At 73.0% G+C, this 15344-nt stretch carries 12 protein-coding genes; 3 read left to right on the top strand and 9 right to left on the bottom strand.

All coding sequences use genetic code 11. The annotated features are described in order from the left end of the window. Positions 1 to 4: 4 nt before the first annotated feature. The 3 genes from ACIPRD_RS29575 to pdhA are packed head-to-tail and all read right to left on the bottom strand — an operon-like array spanning position 5 to position 3637. Entirely contained in the window at positions 5 to 1435 is a 1431-nt protein-coding gene (locus tag ACIPRD_RS29575; RefSeq protein ID WP_401567424.1) for a dihydrolipoamide acetyltransferase family protein, read from the bottom strand. Positions 1436 to 1446: 11 nt separating this feature from the next. Next, on the bottom strand, positions 1447 to 2424 hold the full coding sequence (locus ACIPRD_RS29570) for an alpha-ketoacid dehydrogenase subunit beta (RefSeq protein WP_356401959.1): 978 nt from the start codon (positions 2422 to 2424) through the stop codon (positions 1447 to 1449). Position 2425: 1 nt separating this feature from the next. Beyond that, entirely contained in the window at positions 2426 to 3637 is a 1212-nt protein-coding gene (gene pdhA, locus ACIPRD_RS29565; protein ID WP_356401961.1) for a pyruvate dehydrogenase (acetyl-transferring) E1 component subunit alpha, read from the bottom strand. A gap of 562 nt (positions 3638 to 4199) precedes the next feature. Between pdhA and ACIPRD_RS29560 the strand changes: the two genes are divergently transcribed. Further along, complete coding sequence (locus ACIPRD_RS29560; RefSeq protein WP_356401963.1) at positions 4200 to 5216, top strand: phosphotransferase; 1017 nt, start codon at positions 4200 to 4202, stop codon at positions 5214 to 5216. Between the two features lie 316 nt (positions 5217 to 5532). On the opposite strand, the gene ACIPRD_RS29555 is transcribed toward ACIPRD_RS29560, so the two are convergent. After that, a complete protein-coding gene (locus ACIPRD_RS29555) occupies positions 5533 to 7131 on the bottom strand; it encodes a protein kinase domain-containing protein (RefSeq protein ID WP_356401965.1) in 1599 nt (532 codons plus the stop codon). A gap of 344 nt (positions 7132 to 7475) precedes the next feature. Here ACIPRD_RS29555 and ACIPRD_RS29550 point away from each other — a divergent pair, with 344 nt between their 5' ends. Next, positions 7476 to 9098: a protein kinase gene (locus tag ACIPRD_RS29550; protein WP_401567521.1), complete on the top strand. Its 1623-nt coding sequence runs from the start codon at positions 7476 to 7478 to the stop codon at positions 9096 to 9098. A gap of 87 nt (positions 9099 to 9185) precedes the next feature. Here ACIPRD_RS29550 and ACIPRD_RS29545 read toward each other — a convergent pair whose 3' ends face one another. After that, complete coding sequence (locus tag ACIPRD_RS29545; RefSeq protein WP_356401967.1) at positions 9186 to 9722, bottom strand: bacterial proteasome activator family protein; 537 nt, start codon at positions 9720 to 9722, stop codon at positions 9186 to 9188. Between the two features lie 243 nt (positions 9723 to 9965). On the opposite strand from ACIPRD_RS29545, the gene ACIPRD_RS29540 reads away from it, so the two are divergent. Then, positions 9966 to 10541: a hypothetical protein gene (locus ACIPRD_RS29540; RefSeq protein WP_401567420.1), complete on the top strand. Its 576-nt coding sequence runs from the start codon at positions 9966 to 9968 to the stop codon at positions 10539 to 10541. A 143-nt stretch (positions 10542 to 10684) separates the two neighbouring features. Here the strand turns inward: ACIPRD_RS29540 and ACIPRD_RS29535 are convergent, their stop codons facing one another. From ACIPRD_RS29535 to ACIPRD_RS29520, 4 genes are all read right to left on the bottom strand, one after another. Continuing rightward, positions 10685 to 11665: an NAD(P)H-quinone oxidoreductase gene (locus tag ACIPRD_RS29535; protein WP_401567417.1), complete on the bottom strand. Its 981-nt coding sequence runs from the start codon at positions 11663 to 11665 to the stop codon at positions 10685 to 10687. A gap of 70 nt (positions 11666 to 11735) precedes the next feature. Next, positions 11736 to 12833 (bottom strand): potassium channel family protein, encoded by a 1098-nt coding sequence (locus ACIPRD_RS29530; RefSeq protein WP_356401973.1) that lies wholly within the window; start codon positions 12831 to 12833, stop codon positions 11736 to 11738. Next, positions 12830 to 14332 carry a molybdopterin molybdotransferase MoeA gene (locus ACIPRD_RS29525; RefSeq protein ID WP_356401975.1) on the bottom strand — a complete coding sequence of 501 codons (1503 nt, stop codon included), beginning with the start codon at positions 14330 to 14332 and terminating at the stop codon, positions 12830 to 12832. Before ACIPRD_RS29525 ends, ACIPRD_RS29530 begins: the two co-directional genes overlap by 4 nt. After that, positions 14329 to 15279, bottom strand: a complete 951-nt coding sequence (locus ACIPRD_RS29520) for an NTP transferase domain-containing protein (protein WP_401567414.1) — start codon at positions 15277 to 15279, stop codon at positions 14329 to 14331. Before ACIPRD_RS29520 ends, ACIPRD_RS29525 begins: the two co-directional genes overlap by 4 nt. Between the last annotated feature and the right edge of the window lie 65 nt (positions 15280 to 15344).

Here is a 15344-nt window from a genome sequence, read left to right as displayed (position 1 = left end):
GCGGTCAGGCCCAGGAGATCAGCCGCTTGGGCTGTTCCAGGATCGCCGCCACGTCGGCGAGGACCTTGGAGCCCAGTTCGCCGTCGACCAGGCGGTGGTCGAAGCTGAGCGCCAGGGTGGTGACCTGACGGGGCTTGACCTTGCCCTTGTGGACCCACGGCTGGAGCTTGATCGCGCCGATCGCGAGGATCGCGGACTCGCCGGGGTTGAGGATGGGCGTGCCGGTGTCGACGCCGAAGACGCCGACGTTGGTGATGGTCACCGTGCCGCCCTGCATGGCCGCCGGGCTGGTCCTGCCCTCACGAGCCGTGCCCACCAGTTCGCCCAGGGCCTCGGACAGCTGCGGGAGCGTCTTGGCGTGGGCGTCCTTGATGTTCGGCACGATCAGACCGCGCGGGGTCGCGGCCGCGATGCCCAGGTTGACGTAGTGCTTGAGCACGATCTCCTGGTTGGCCTCGTCCCAGGACGCGTTGACGTCCGGGTTGCGCTTGATGGCGACCAGCAGGGCCTTGGCGATCAGGAGCAGCGGGTTGACGCGCAGCCCCTGGAACTCCTTGTCCTGCTTGAGTTCCTCGACCAGCTTCATCGTGCGGGTCACGTCCACCGTCACGAACTCCGTGACGTGCGGGGCCGTGAACGCGGAGCCGATCATCGCCTGCGCGGTCGCCTTGCGGACGCCCTTGACCGGGATGCGGGTCTCGCGCGCGCCGTCGTACCCGACGACGGTGGCCGGGACCGGGGCCTGGGCGGCGGCGGGAGCCGCCGGTTCCGCGGCCGGCGCCGCGGGCGCGGGGACGGTCACGGGCGCGGCCGCCGCGTGGACGTCCTCGCGGGTGATGACGCCGTCCGGGCCGGACGGGGTGATCACCGTGAGGTCGACACCGAGGTCCTTCGCGAGCTTGCGCACCGGCGGCTTGGCCAGCGGGCGGGTCCGCTCGGGGGCCGCCGCCGGGGCGGGGGCGGCGCCGTGCCCGTTCAGCTCGGCCTGGATCGCCTGCGCGGGGGCCGGGACCGTGGTCTCGGAGCCCTTGCGCGGGCGGCGCCTGGTGGAGGAGGTGGCCACGCCGTAGCCGACGAGCACCGGGGTCCGGCCCTGGGGCTCGGCCTCGGGCTCCGCGGCGGGGACGGCAGGAGCGGCGGCCTGCTCGGCGGCGGGCGCCGCGGCGGGGGCGCCGCCGGAGACGTCCACCGTGATGATGGCCGTGCCCACGTCGACCGTGGTCCCCTCGGGGAAGCGCAGTTCGCTGACCACGCCGTCGTAGGGGATGGGGAGTTCCACGGCCGCCTTGGCGGTCTCGACCTCGCACACCACCTGGCCGTCGGTGACGGTGTCACCGGGCTGGACGTACCACTTGAGGATCTCGGCCTCGGTGAGTCCCTCGCCCACGTCGGGCATCTTGAACTCGCGTACGGAAGCTTCCGTCATCGTCGTCACGAACCCTCTCCTCAGTACGCCAGGGCACGGTCGACGGCGTCGAGCACCCGGTCCAGGCCCGGCAGGTACTCCTCCTCCAGGCGCGCCGGCGGGTACGGGGCGTGGTAGCCGCCGACCCGGAGCACCGGGGCCTCCAGGTGGTAGAAGCAGCGCTCGGTGATCCGGGCGGCGATCTCCGCGCCGGAGCCGAAGAACACCGGTGCCTCGTGGACCACGACCAGGCGGCGGGTCTTCTCGACCGAGGCCTGGACGGTGTCGAAGTCCAGGGGGCTGACCGAGCGCAGGTCCAGCACCTCCAGGGACTTGCCCTCCTCGGCGGCCGCGTCGGCGACCTCCTGGCAGAGCTTCACCATGGGGCCGTAGGCGGCCAGGGTGAGGTCGGTGCCCTCGCGGACGACCCGTGCCTTGTGCAGCGGCGCGGGGATCGCCTCGGCGTCGACCTCGCCCTTGTCCCAGTAGCGGCGCTTGGGCTCGAAGTAGATGACCGGGTCGTCGCTCTGGATGGCCTGCTGCATCATCCAGTAGGCGTCCGACGGGTTGGAGGGGCTGACGACCTTCAGGCCCGCCACGTGCGCGAAGAGCGCCTCGGGGGACTCCGAGTGGTGCTCGACCGCGCCGATGCCGCCGCCGTAGGGGATGCGGATGACGACCGGCATCTTGACCTTGCCGAGCGAGCGGGCGTGCATCTTCGCGAGCTGGGTGACGATCTGGTCGTACGCCGGGAAGACGAAGCCGTCGAACTGGATCTCGACCACCGGGCGGTAGCCGCGCAGGGCGAGGCCGATCGCGGTGCCGACGATGCCGGACTCGGCCAGCGGGGTGTCGATCACCCGGTCCTCGCCGAAGTCCTTCTGGAGGCCGTCGGTGACGCGGAAGACACCGCCGAGCTTGCCGACGTCCTCACCCATGACGAGGACCTTCGGGTCCGTCTCCAGGGCGCGGCGCAGCGACTCGTTGATCGCCTTGGCCAGGGCCATCTTCTCGGCCATCTCACTTACCCCCATCGGCGTCGGCGAACGACGCCTGGTAGGCGGCGAACTGCGCTCGTTCCTCGTCGACGAGCGCGTGCCCGTCCGCGTACACGTTCTCGAAGATGGCGAAGTGGTCCGGGTCCGGCATCGAGCGGACCGCTTCGCGTACCTGCTTGCCGAACGTCTCGGACTCGGCCTCGAGTTCCGCGAAGAATCCCTCGTCCGCGTGGTTCGCGGCCTCCAGGAACCGGCGCAGACGCAGGATCGGGTCCTTCGCCTCCCAGGCCGCGCGCTCGTCGTCGTGGCGGTAGCGGGTGGGGTCGTCGGAGGTGGTGTGGGCGCCCATGCGGTAGGTGAACGCCTCGACCAGGGTGGGGCCCTCGCCGGCACGGGCGCGCTCCAGCGCCCACCGGGTGACCGCGAGGCAGGCCAGCACGTCGTTGCCGTCCACGCGCACGCCGGGGAAGCCGAAGCCCTGGGCGCGCTGGTACAGCGGCACGCGGCTCTGCTTCTCGGTGGGCTCGGAGATGGCCCACTGGTTGTTCTGGCAGAAGAACACGACCGGGGCGTTGTAGACCGCGGAGAAGGTGAACGCCTCGTTCACGTCGCCCTGGCTGGAGGCGCCGTCGCCGAAGTAGGCGATGACGCCCGCGTCGGCGCCGTCCTTGGCCACGCCCATGGCGTAGCCGGTGGCGTGCAGCGCCTGGGAGCCGATGACGATCGTGTAGAGGTGGAAGTTGTTGCTGTTCGGGTCCCAGCCGCCGTTGTTCACGCCGCGGAACATGCCCAGCAGGTTGGCCGGGAGGACCCCGCGGCACCAGGCGACGCCGTGCTCGCGGTAGGTCGGGAAGACGTAGTCGTCCTCGCGGGTGGCACGGCCGGAGCCGATCTGGGCGGCCTCCTGGCCGAGCAGCGACGGCCACAGGCCCAGTTCGCCCTGGCGCTGCAGGGCGATGGCCTCGGCGTCGAAGCGGCGGGTGAGCACCATGTCGCGGTACAGGCCGCGCAGCTCGTCGGGGGTGATCCCGGCGACGAAGGCGTCGAACTCGGGGTTCTTGACCCGCTTGCCCTCGGGCGTCAGAAGCTGCACGAGCTCGGGCTCGGTGCCCTTCTTCGCGGTCGTGCGGGTGGTGCGCTTGGCGCCGGTGGTCCCGGCACCGCTGCCGGTGGTGCCGGCCTTGCCTGCGGCGGTGCGTCGCGGCTTGCGCGCGGCACTGCTCTCCACGGTCACGTGTGCTCCTCCGTCGTTCCGGCCCCCGGGGTTGCCGGTGAGGCCTGGGGTCCCCCGGCTCGTTCAGAGCTTGGGGGAGCGGCTCACCGTTCTCGACCGCGGGCACGGGGTGGGTGCCACTCGGCCGGGAACAGGCGTGACAGGTGCCCCGGCGAGCGCCCTGCGACTTTTACGTTACCCAGTGCTCCACATTTCTGTGAAACCCCACCTGACCTGCGTTTTTGCTTGGAAATCCAAGTAAATCGGCGCGATCGGGAAGCTTGCTGGTCACAGCCTTGCAGGAGGCCGGAGCAACGGCACGTTATCCCGGGCACCCCGGGGACGGGAAGAGCCGACGTGTGACACGGACCTCACCGGCAAAGACGGAAAAATACGGGTTCGAGGTGGTCAGGGAACGGCAGAGCGGCCCGTCCACCCGTACGCATTCGGACCGTTTCGCCACAGTACGCACACCCCGTGACCGAATGCGATCGACGACGACTTTCTGTGACAAGCCCCAGCTCACGGGCGCTTTTCGTGCCCTAGCATCTGCGGCGTGCCGCGCCCTTGTTTACCCCCCCTTGTGCCTCAAGCGCCCCCTCTGGGCACCTTGCTCCGTCTGTACTCCGCCGGTACGGCACTCGCCTGCGAGCCCGTCCGGCAGGGTCTGCTCAACCGCGGCTACCGGGTACGCACCACCCGCGGCCGCTACTTCCTCAAGCACCACTTCGACCCCGACACCGCCGACCCGGCCGCCATCGAACGACGGCATCACGCCACCCAGCGCCTGGCCGACCTCGGCGTCCCGGTCGCCCCGCCGCTCGCCCACCGCGAGGGGCGCACCGTCGCCGTCGTCGGCGGCCACGCCTACGCCCTGCACCCCTGGATCGACGGCGGGCACCGCCACGGCGGCCAGCTCACCCGCGCCGAGAGCGCACGCCTCGGGGCGCTCCTGGGGGCCGTACACGCCTGCCTGGAGCATGTGATGCCGCCCAAGGGGGGCACCCGCCCCGCCACCGGCCCGCACCCCGTGCGCAGCGCCGACCCGGCGGACACCTTCGCCCTCATCGACGGCCTGCTGGCCCGGGTCCGCCGCAGCCGGCCCGCCGACGCCTTCGACGAACTGGCCCGGCACCGGCTCCTGGAACGCCGCGGGCTGCTGGAGCGGCACGCCGGCCGCCGGCCGCCGCCCGGCGGTCCGGTCGGCTGGGTGCACGGCGACTTCCACCCGTTCAACCTGCTCTACCGGGGTGAGGCGCCGGCCGCCATCGTGGACTGGGACCGGCTCGGCGTGCAGCCCCGCGCCGAGGAGGCCGTACGCGCGGCCGCGATCTTCTTCGTCCGGCCGGCGGGCGCGCTGGACCTGCCGAAGGTGCGGGCGTACGCGCGCGCGTACCGGCGCGCCGCCGGGGCCTCGGCCGCGGAGCTGGCGGCGGCCGTGCACCGGGTGTGGTGGGAGCGTCTGAACGACTTCTGGATGCTGCGCTGGCACTACGAGCGCGGCGACACCCGCGCGGACTGCCAGTTCCCGGCGGCCTCCGCGCTCGTGGTCCGGTGGACCGACGAGTACGACGCGGTGCGCGACGCGTTCACGGAGTGACCGGCCCGCCGGGCGCCCGGGCCCGGTTCGGCGGCGGGCCCGGCCCGGAGGCGGCCCTGGTGCGGCTGCGGGCCGGCACGGCGGGCCGGTACGGCGGGCCGGTACGGCTGCGGGCCCGGTGAACGGCGAGCGCGCGTGGAGCGGATGCTCGCACGCGCGCGTGAACCGTATCGGCGGCCGTACCGGTGACCCCGCCGGGTGATCGGTCAGCCGTCCGTCCCGGCACCCCGTCCGGCGTCCGTCCCGGCCGGCCGTGCGCCGCGCCTCACGGCACCGCCGGCTCGGCCGGTCCGGAGGGGTCCGGGTCCGGTGTCCTTCAAGGAGTGGTGCCCACCGTGGTGCCACCGTCGACGGCACCCGCGTCGGTGCCGGTGCCACCGTCGCCGGTGCCCGCGTCGGTACCGCCGTCAGCCGGATCGGCCGGCGTCGTCGGAGGGGTCTGCGGGTCCGTCGGCTCCGTGGTGGTCTGCGGGGTCGTCGCCGCGTCGGTCGGCTCGGACGTGTCCGCGGTGGTCGGGGCCTGCGTCGGGGTGTACGGCTGCGACCAGCCGGTGCCGCCGCCCGAGCCCGAGCCGTCGTCCGTCCTCGTGTCCGTGGGCTGGTCGGCGCCGTCGTCGGACGGCTTCTTGGTCGCCTTGTGGTGCTTGGCGGGCTGCGACTGGGACGTCGAGGGATCGGTGCCCTGGTGCTTGCCGCCGCCGCCCGTGGTGTTCAGCGCCAGCGCCACGCCCGCCGCGATCGCGACCACCGCGAGAACGGCGAGGATCCACAGCTTGCCGCGGCCGCTGCCCCGGTTGCCGTGCCCCTCGAAGCCGCCGTCGTCCCCGTAGCGGCCGGGAATGATCTGCTGCGGGATCTGGGTCGTGCCGGAACCGAAGTCACCGGGGTGCTGCATCGCGGTCGTGTGCGCGAAACCGCCGGCCGCGGGACCGCGGCCGTCGTGGCCGCCCACCGGTCCGGTGTTCCAGGTGCCGGTGTGGCCGCCCTGGTCGTACAGCATCTGCAGGCCGTACTGGATCAGGCCGCGCATCTCCTCGGCCGTCTGGAACCGGTCGTCGGGCTCCTTGGCCAGCGAGCGCATGACCAGCCCGTCCAGCTCCGGCGGGCAGCCGTCGGAGGCGGACGAGGGCGGGTTCGGCATGTCCTGGACGTGCTGGTAGACCACCGAGAGCGGGGTCTCACCGGTGAACGGAGGCCGGAGCGCGAGCAGTTCGTAGAGCAGGCAGCCGGTCGCGTACAGGTCGGAACGGTGGTCGACGGCCTTGCCGAGCGCCTGCTCCGGGGACAGGTACTGGGGGGTGCCCATGACCATGCCGGTCTGCGTCATCGTGGACTGCGCGCCGTGCAGGGCGCGGGCGATGCCGAAGTCCATCACCTTCACCGCGCCGTTGTCGGTGATGATGACGTTGGCGGGCTTGATGTCGCGGTGCACGATGCCGTGCTGGTGCGAGTAGGCGAGCGCCTCCAGGACGCCGGAGACGATGATCAGGGCCTGCTCGGGGCCCGGTGCCTCGGCGTTCATCAGCAGGTCGCGGATGGTGCGGCCCTCGACCAGCTCCATCACGATGTACGGCACGGCGTGGCCGTTCACCTGGTCCTCGCCGGAGTCGTACACGGCGACGATCGCGTGGTGGTTGAGACCGGCCACCGACTGTGCCTCGCGCGTGAAGCGGGCCTTGGAGACCGGGTCCTCGGCGAGGTCGGCACGGAGCAGCTTGACCGCGACCGTGCGGCCCAGTCTGACGTCCTCCGCCGCGAAGACCTCGGCCATGCCGCCCCGGCCGAGCCGGTGCGTCAGCCGGTAACGGCCGTCGCCGACCAGCCCTCCGTTGCCCCACGCCTCAGGCGCGTCCGACATCCCGCCGCCAGCCGCCTCGGGGTCGGACGGGCCCTGGGCGCTGTGCGTCTGTGCCATCGGTCCTCGCCGTCGTTTCTGCCCGCGGTGCGCGCGGTGTTGTCACGGGTCTTCCGCGGCCACGCTACAGCCTTCGCGAGGGCCGCCGGTCCGGATCGGGTGCCGGGAACGGCCTACGGGCGGACCGGCCATGAAACCTCCCGCACGCACCGGGGTGCAAATTCTGTGCGCCGGAGTGCGCCCGCTGTAACGCTTGCGCGACTCTTCTTTCGCGTACGGTCACGGAACGGGCACCGAGCTTGACGTGTCCGTGCCCTGGGGCAGACTTGGCCGGGAATGGGACATTCGATCAAGGCATGTCCGCCCAGCGACGGCGCCGGACGGCCAGTGGGGGACGCGGAGAGATGAGCCAGGACGGCGGCGGACAGGGCCGGTATCCGGGACGGGCGCTGGCCGGCGGCCGCTACCAGCTGCGCGACCTGCTCGGCGAGGGCGGCATGGCCTCCGTGCACCTCGCGTACGACGCCGTGCTGGACCGCCAGGTCGCGGTCAAGACCCTGCACACCGAGCTGGGCCGGGAGCCCGCCTTCCGCGAGCGCTTCCGCCGCGAGGCCCAGGCCGTGGCCAAGCTCACGCACACCAACATTGTCTCCGTCTTCGACACCGGCGAGGACGAGATGGGCGGCATGACCACGCCGTACATCGTCATGGAGTACGTCGAGGGGCACCCGCTCAGCTCCGTCCTCGACGAGGACCTCCGCCAGTACGGCGCGATGCCCGCCGACAAGGCGCTGAAGATCACCGCGGACGTGCTCGCGGCGCTGGACATCAGCCACGAGATGGGGCTGGTCCACCGGGACATCAAGCCCGGCAACGTGATGGTCACCCGGCGCGGTGTGGTCAAGGTGATGGACTTCGGCATCGCGCGCGCCATGCAGTCCGGCGTCACGTCGATGACGCAGACCGGCATGGTCGTCGGCACCCCGCAGTACCTCTCGCCCGAGCAGGCCCTCGGCCGCGGCGTGGACCCGCGTTCCGATCTGTACTCGGTCGGCATCATGCTCTTCCAGCTGGTCACCGGCAGGCTGCCGTTCGAGGCCGACTCCCCGCTCGCGATCGCCTACGCGCACGTGCAGGAGGAGCCGGTCGCGCCCTCCTCGGTCAACCGGGCGCTGCCCCCGGCCGTGGACGCCCTGATCGCCCGCGCGCTGAAGAAGAACCCGAACGAGCGTTTCCCGACCGCCGAGTCCATGCGCGACGAGTGCCTGCGCGTCGCCGCCTCCTTCCAGGCGGCGCCGCCGAGCATCGTCGCGGACGCCGCGCCGACGCAGAGCGGCGCGGGCGTCGGCTCCGCGGTGTTCCCGCCCGTCGGACAGCAGCCCCCCGCCCCCACCGGCCCGGCCGGGACGCCGCCGTACCAGTCGGCTCCGGCGCCGGGCCCGTACGGCGCCCCCGCCACCCCGGGGCCCGCCCCGGCGTACGGGTACCCGCAGGCGGCCGGCTACGCGACCCCGCCGGCGGGCTACGGGCAGCAGCAGGCGCCGGCCTACGGCGCCACCGCCGGGACCGTGGTGCGGCCCGGCGGCGGCATGAACAGGACCGTGATCGGTGTCTCGGCCCTCGCGGGGCTCGCCGTGGCCGGCCTGGTCGTCGCCCTGGTGCTGAACAGCGGTACGGGCGACAAGAAGGACAACAACGGCGGCGGTGGCGCCAAGAACTCGCCGGCCAGGCACTCCGCGGGCTACAAGGGCCCGGACACGACCCGGACGATCGACAAGACCGAGTGCACGGAGCCCGCGGAGTCGTACAACGACCCGCAGAAGGTCCGGCTGCCGGACTTCCGGTTCAAGAACATCAAGTCCGTCAAGGAGTGCGCGCAGGCCGCGCACTGGCGGATCAAGGAGAACCCCGTCGACGAGAACACCTGGGGCGACGGCGCGGTCATCACGCAGTTCCCCCTGCAGGGCACCGATGTCGACCCCAAGAACGTCGACATCCAGCTGAGCGTGTCGACGGGCAACCCGTAGAGACGCCCGGACAGCGGTGAAGGGCCCGGCGGACGCACCGCCGGGCCCTTCACATGACCGGTTCCGCGGGATCTCCGCGGACGGGGACTACAGGTAGGGGCCGCCCGAGCGGGTGCCCATGCGCGGGTCCTCGCCGTCATGGCCGGCGCCCGGCGGGAGCGCGCGGCGCATCTGCTCCAGCTGGGCCCGTGCGGCCATCTGCTGGGCGAACAGCGTCGTCTGGATCCCGTGGAAGAGGCCCTCGAGCCAGCCCACCAGCTGCGCCTGCGCGATGCGCAGCTCGGCGTCGCTCGGCGTGACGTCGTCCATGAACGGCAGCGACAGCCGTTCCAGCTCCTCCACCAGCTCGGGAGCGAGGCCGTCCTCCAGCTCCTTCACCGAGCTGCGGTGGATCTGCTTGAGACGCGCGCGGCTCGCCTCGTCGAGAGGAGCGGCGCGCACCTCCTCGAGGAGCTGCTTGATCATGCTTCCGATGCGCATGACCTTGGCCGGCTGTTCGACCTGCTCCGTGACCGGGGTCTCGCGGGACTCGTCGTCTCCGCCGCCGCCGAGGGCCATCCCGTCCTGTCCCATGACGAGGATCTGGGGATTTTCCGGCGACCGTTCGTTCCTCGGCATCTCCATGCCGCCATTCTCTCGCACCGGTACACCTCACCACCGGGGCGCCCCCTCGCGCGGCCGTTCCGGCGTTTAGACCCGTCGGCCCAATCCGGAATGCCGCCTCTTGCGCGGAATGTGAGTCTGGATGGCATCGGTTTTCCGTCGGTCACGCGCTTTCCTTCGGTCGCGCGTATTCCGTCGGTCAATGGCAACTGGGCTCGGGAGGTCACCGACGTGACTCCATGGCTGCGACTCACACTCCGCCTCGTGCGGGTGCTGCTCGTCCTCGTGGCGGCCGCACCGGCCTGCGGTCCGGCCACGGCGTACGGCGCCGAGCCCGCGCCGCCGGGTCCGCCGGCGTCCTCTTCTTCCGCCTCGGCCGCCTCGGCTTCTCCTTCCGCCTCGGCTCCGGCCCCGTCCGCCTCCTCCGGTGTGCCGGCGCGCGTCACCTCGCGGGAGTCACGTTCCCCGTCGCCGTCGCCCGCCCGGCCGTCGCGGGCCGGCAGCCGGGCGGGCGAGGGACGGATGCGGCCGGGACGTCCGGACCGGCAGGACGACGAGGGGGGCGAGGAGCACACCTCGCACGGCCGGGACGAGCCGGACACCGCGGACGGGGACCGTCCGGAGGAGCCGGAGACGGCGGAGACCCCGGGCGGCGGCGCCGCCACCGGCACGGCGACGGAGTCCGCCCCGGCGACGCCGTCCCCGGACCAGAACGGCCTCCAGCAGAGCGAGGGCCGCACCGGGCCGGCGCTCCAGATCCTGCCGCTCGGCAGCGGAATGGTGCTCATCGGGCTGGGTCTGGCCCTGGCCTTCGTGGGCCTGCGCATCCGGCGCGACTGACCACACCGCCGGGGTGTGTCCGCGCGGCGGGGTCACCCTCCGGAGAGCGGCGCGGGCATCCGCCGTAGAGGCGCGGGACTGTGCTTCGCGGGCACGGTCCGGGGCGCCCTCGGCAGCCGGGCTGCCGCCGGGCGCCCCACCGGTCACGGCGCGACCAGCAGCACCTTTCCGATGTGGCCGCTGCCTTCCACCACGCGGTGCGCCTCGGCCGCGTCCGTCATGGGCAGCTCGCGGTCGACGACCGGCCGGATGTGCCCCGAGTCGATCAGCGGCCACACGTGCTCGCGCACGGCGGCGACGATCGCGGCCTTCTCGCTCAGCGGGCGGGCGCGCAGCGAGGTCGCGGTGATCGCGCCTTCCTTGCCCAGCAGCGCGGCGATGTTCAGCTCGCCCTTGATACCGCCCTGCATGCCGATGATCGCGAGACGTCCGTTGACGGCGAGGGCCTGGACGTTGCGGTCCAGGTACTTGGCGCCCATGTTGTCGAGGATGACGTCGGCGCCGGCGCCGTCGGTGGCCCGCTTGATCTCGGTGACGAAGTCCTGCTCGCGGTAGTTGATCAGGATGTCGGCGCCCAGCCGGGCGCAGAACTCCAGCTTCTCCGCCGACCCGGCGGTCACCGCGACCCGGGCGCCGACGGCCTTGGCCAGCTGGATCGCCATCGTGCCGATGCCGCTGGAGCCGCCGTGCACGAGGAGCGTCTCGCCAGGGCGCAGGTGGGCGACCATGAAGACGTTGGACCAGACCGTGCAGACCACCTCGGGCAGCGCCGCGGCCTGGACCAGACCGACCCCCTTGGGCACGGGCAGCAGCTGGCCGGCCGGAACGGCGACCTTCTGTCCGTAGCCGCCGCCCGCGAGCAGCGCGCACACCTCGTCACCGACGGACCAGCCGGAGACTCCGGGGCCGAGCGCGGCGATGGTGCCGGAGCACTCCAGACCGGGGTACGGGGAAGCCCCCTTCGGCGGGTCGTAGTGGCCCTGACGCTGCATGATGTCGGCCCGGTTGACGGCGGTGGCCGCCACCTCGACCAGCACCTCGCCCTCGCCGACCACCGGATCGGGCACCTCGGCCCACGTCAGCTTCTCGGGCCCGCCGGGTTCGGAAATCGTGATCGCATGCATGTCCACGACGCTACTCCCCGTGCCGGCCGGCTCCGGAGAAGACCCGCTGCCGCGCGCGGAGCATCCCCGGTCAGTCGCCCGGCAGAGGGCGGATGTGCGGGGTGACGTGGGTGCTCGGGGTGGCCCGGACGATGGTGATCAGGCGGTCCGTCAGCTGGAGGGTGCCGATGGACGGATCGTCGTAGCCGAGGACCCGGTGTCCGCGCAGGACGCTCACCACGAGGTCGTCCGTCTCGCGCGGTGTCCTGCCCGCCTCGGCCCGGACCACGGGCCGTTCGACCAGGTCCAGGCCGCTGCCCTGCTGGATCAGATCCTCCATGACCATGCTGGCGGCCGGGCTGAGCACGGACAGGCCGAGCAGTCGGCCGGCCGCGCCGGAGCTGGTGATGACGGCGTCCGCGCCCGACTGCTTGAGCAGCGGGGCGTTCTCCTCCTCGCGGACGGCGGCCACGATCTTGGCCTTCCGGTTGAGCTGCCGGGCCGTCAGCGTGACGAGGACGGCGGTGTCGTCGCGCTGCGGGGCGACGATGATCTGGCGGGCCCTGTCCACTTCGGCCCGCTTGAGGACATCGCTGCGGGTGGCGTCGCCCACGACTCCCGCGTAGCCCTCGGCGGTCGCCGCCTCGATCGCCTTGGCGCTGGGGTCGACCACGACGACCTGGTCCTTCCTCAGGCCGGTCGCGCAGACGGTCTGGACGGCCGACCGCCCCTTGGTGCCGAACCCGATGACCACGGTGTGGTCGCGCACGGTGGACCTCCAGCGCTTGAGCCGCCATTCCTCGCGGGTGCGTTCGGCGAGGACCTCCAGCGTGGTGCCGACCAGGATGATCAGGAACACCACGCGCAGAGGGGTGATGACGAAGATGTTGGTGAGCCGGGCACCGTCGCTGACCGGGGTGATGTCGCCGTAGCCCGTGGTGGAGAGGGTGACGGTCGCGTAGTAGAACGCGTCCAGCAGATCGACGGGGCCGTCGGAGTTGTCGCGGTAGCCGTCGCGGTCGGCGTAGACGACGAGTGCGGTGGCGACCAGCACGAGCAGGGCCATGAGCAGGCGCTTGACGACCTGGCGGATCGGACGGTCCACCACTTTCCGGGGGAGTTCCACCCGTCGGGTCACCAGGTGTTCGTCCGCCTGGCGGGCGATGGCGTCATGGCCCGGAAGTTTCACGTGAAACACACCCCGGTTCCCGCCGCCGTCCACGGCAGGTCGATCAGCTCGACCTCCTCCCCCTGCCTGGCACCACCCGGCCGTACGACGGCTAGCGCGTCGGAGGCGGCGATCCCGCGCAGCATGGCCGGCCCGCTGTAGTGCAGCGGTACGGCCCGGTCGCCGCGCAGTGTCACGGGGACGAGCCGGGTGTCGTGCGGGTGCCCGTGCACCGCCTCCCGGAGGGGCAGCGAGTACGGCTCGGGGGCCGGACGGGCGGCGAGGGTGCGCAGCAGGGGCTCGGCCAGGGTGACGAGGCCCGAGACGGCCGCGAGGGGGTTGCCCGGCAGCCCGACGAGGTACTGGTCGTCCTTGAGGCGGGCGAGCAGCATGGGGTGCCCGGGGCGCACCTGGACGCCGTCGACGAGGAGTTCGGCGCCGATGCGTTCCAGGGTGGGATGGACGTGGTCGACGGGACCGGCGGCGGTACCGCCGGTGGTGACGACGAGATCGGCGCGCGAGGTGGTGAGCGCCCTGCGCAGGGCCTTGGCGTCGTCGCCCAGCCGGCGTACGGCGCTGACCTCGGCGCCGAGCGCGCGCAGCCAGCCCGGCAGCATCGGGCCGAGCGCATCCCGGATCAGGCCGTCGTGCGGGAGTCCCCCGGTGAGCAGTTCGTCGCCGAGGACGAGGACGTCCACGCGGGGGCGTGGAACGGTCAGGAGGGTGTCGTACCCGGCGGCCGCGGCGAGGCCGAGGACGGCGGGGGTGACCTGGATGCCGGCGGGCAGCAACTGGTCGCCGCTGCGGCACTCCTGGCCGCGCGGGCGGATGTCCTGGCCGTGGCTCATCTCCCGGGTGGCGTGGAGCCGGCCCTGGGAGTCGGTGCGGCCGTGTTCGCTGCGCAGGACCGCGGTGGCGTCGGCGGGCACACGGGCGCCGGTCGCGATCCGGGCCGCCTCTCCGTCGCGGAGCGGCTCCGGCCGGGCGTGTCCGGCGAGTACGCCCTCCTCGCCCACCTGCCAGGGTCCCGGTCCGGCGACCGCCCAGCCGTCCATGGCGGAGGTGTCGAACGAGGGCAGGTCGCTCAGTGCCGTCAGGGGGGCGGCGAGCACCAGGCCCAGGGCGTCGGCGAGGGGCACGGACACGGGTGCGCGACGGCTCGCGCCGCGGGCGGCCCGGGCGGCGATCTCACGGGCACCGGGCCAGGGGACGGACCGGTGGCGCGCTTCGGCCGCCGGTGCGTGCGGAGTTCCGTGCCCGGGTGTCTGCGGGGACCCGTGGGAATCGCTCCGGGGCGCGGTCCGGGTGCCGCAGGCGGTGTCCCTGGAGCTCCTCACCAGCGCCAGGGCTTCTTCGACGTCAAGGTCGTCCAGGTCCCCGCTCCTCTCCCTCTCGCCGCCCTTGCCGCCTCGGCGGCCGGTGCGGCTGTTGCCTGAATCGTCGGCGTCCCGGGTGTCCCGGGAGCCCTTGGCTCCGGGTCCCCCGGCACGGGTGCCGGGGGCCGGGGCGGGGGTGGTCATCCGGCGTCGGGGGTGTCGGCCCCGCTCTTCCCTTCGTTCTCTTCCTCCCAGCGGCGCACCAGCGCGGTGACCTTGGCCGAGGCCTCGGCGACGGCTTCGGGACCGCCCTTGCCCTGGGCGGCGGCATAGCCGACGAGGAAGGTGGTGAGAGGGGCGGCGGGCCGGTCCACGCCATGGGCGACGTCGCGTGCGACGTCGAGCAGGGCGCGGATGTCGACGTCGAGGTCGATACCCAGTTCGTTCTTGACTGTGGTGATCCATTCATCGAGCACGTGCCCATGCTCCCTGATCCTGGCCCTGGCGTGGGAGATGTCCTCCCAGGTGTCGCAGTCGAAGGACGCGAGCGCGTCAGGGACACGGGTCAGGCGCAGTGCTCCGGTGAGCCGGCGCAGGGGCAGCCCGGTGAGTCCGCCGTGCTCCTCGGCGAGGCCGGCCAGGGCGCCGCGCAGTGCGTCGGTGCGATAGGCGGCGACGAGCGGCTGGTCCCGGCCGCCGGCGTCGGTGAGCAGCGCGCCGTCGGCTCCGGTGTCCCGCAGGGCGGTCAGCAGCCGGTGCACGGTGGCCGGGTCGAGGAAGGGGAGGTCCGCGGAGAGGACGAGGGCGTGCTCGGCGGTGGTGAGCCGCAGCCCGGCCTCCAGCGCGGCCACGGGTCCGGCTCCGGACGGCTCCTCGCGCGTCCAGCGCACGGGGCGGACGGTCGGCCGCGGGCCGGCCACGACGACGGTCGTCGCGGCGTCGGCGCAGGCGGTGAGCACCCGGTCGAGCAGCGCCCGGCCGCCGACCTGGACAGCCGGTTTGTCGGCCCCGCCGAGCCGTCGCGCCGCGCCGCCGGCCAGGACGACGGCGTCGTACGGCGCGGCGGTACCCGGGGCCTCGGCGCCCCCGGTGTCCGTGGTGGGCCGGTGGGTCCCGGCGGGTTCGGGGGCGGTGGGGGCGTTGTCGGTCACCCTTCGAGTATGTCCCCGGGCTCCCCTTCCTGGCCGCGGCGGCCCGGAGGGGAAGCCCGGGCCGC

It is taken from the genome of Streptomyces sp. NPDC090108, from assembly GCF_044747185.1.
Lineage (GTDB): Bacteria > Actinomycetota > Actinomycetes > Streptomycetales > Streptomycetaceae > Streptomyces.
Note: the sequence above shows the minus strand (reverse complement) of the source record. Positions and strands in the feature narration are given on the sequence as shown.

What these genes read in the sequence shown, in the direction of transcription:
- ACIPRD_RS29555 (WP_356401965.1), bottom strand. Translation starts at nt 7,131, where the DNA reads ATGGCACAGACGCACAGCGCCCAGGGCCCGTCCGACCCCGAGGCGGCT.
- ACIPRD_RS29550 (WP_401567521.1), top strand. Translation starts at nt 7,476, where the DNA reads ATGAGCCAGGACGGCGGCGGACAGGGCCGGTATCCGGGACGGGCGCTG.
- ACIPRD_RS29570 (WP_356401959.1), bottom strand. Translation starts at nt 2,424, where the DNA reads ATGGCCGAGAAGATGGCCCTGGCCAAGGCGATCAACGAGTCGCTGCGC.
- ACIPRD_RS29535 (WP_401567417.1), bottom strand. Translation starts at nt 11,665, where the DNA reads ATGCATGCGATCACGATTTCCGAACCCGGCGGGCCCGAGAAGCTGACG.
- ACIPRD_RS29545 (WP_356401967.1), bottom strand. Translation starts at nt 9,722, where the DNA reads ATGGAGATGCCGAGGAACGAACGGTCGCCGGAAAATCCCCAGATCCTC.
- ACIPRD_RS29525 (WP_356401975.1), bottom strand. Translation starts at nt 14,332, where the DNA reads ATGACCACCCCCGCCCCGGCCCCCGGCACCCGTGCCGGGGGACCCGGA.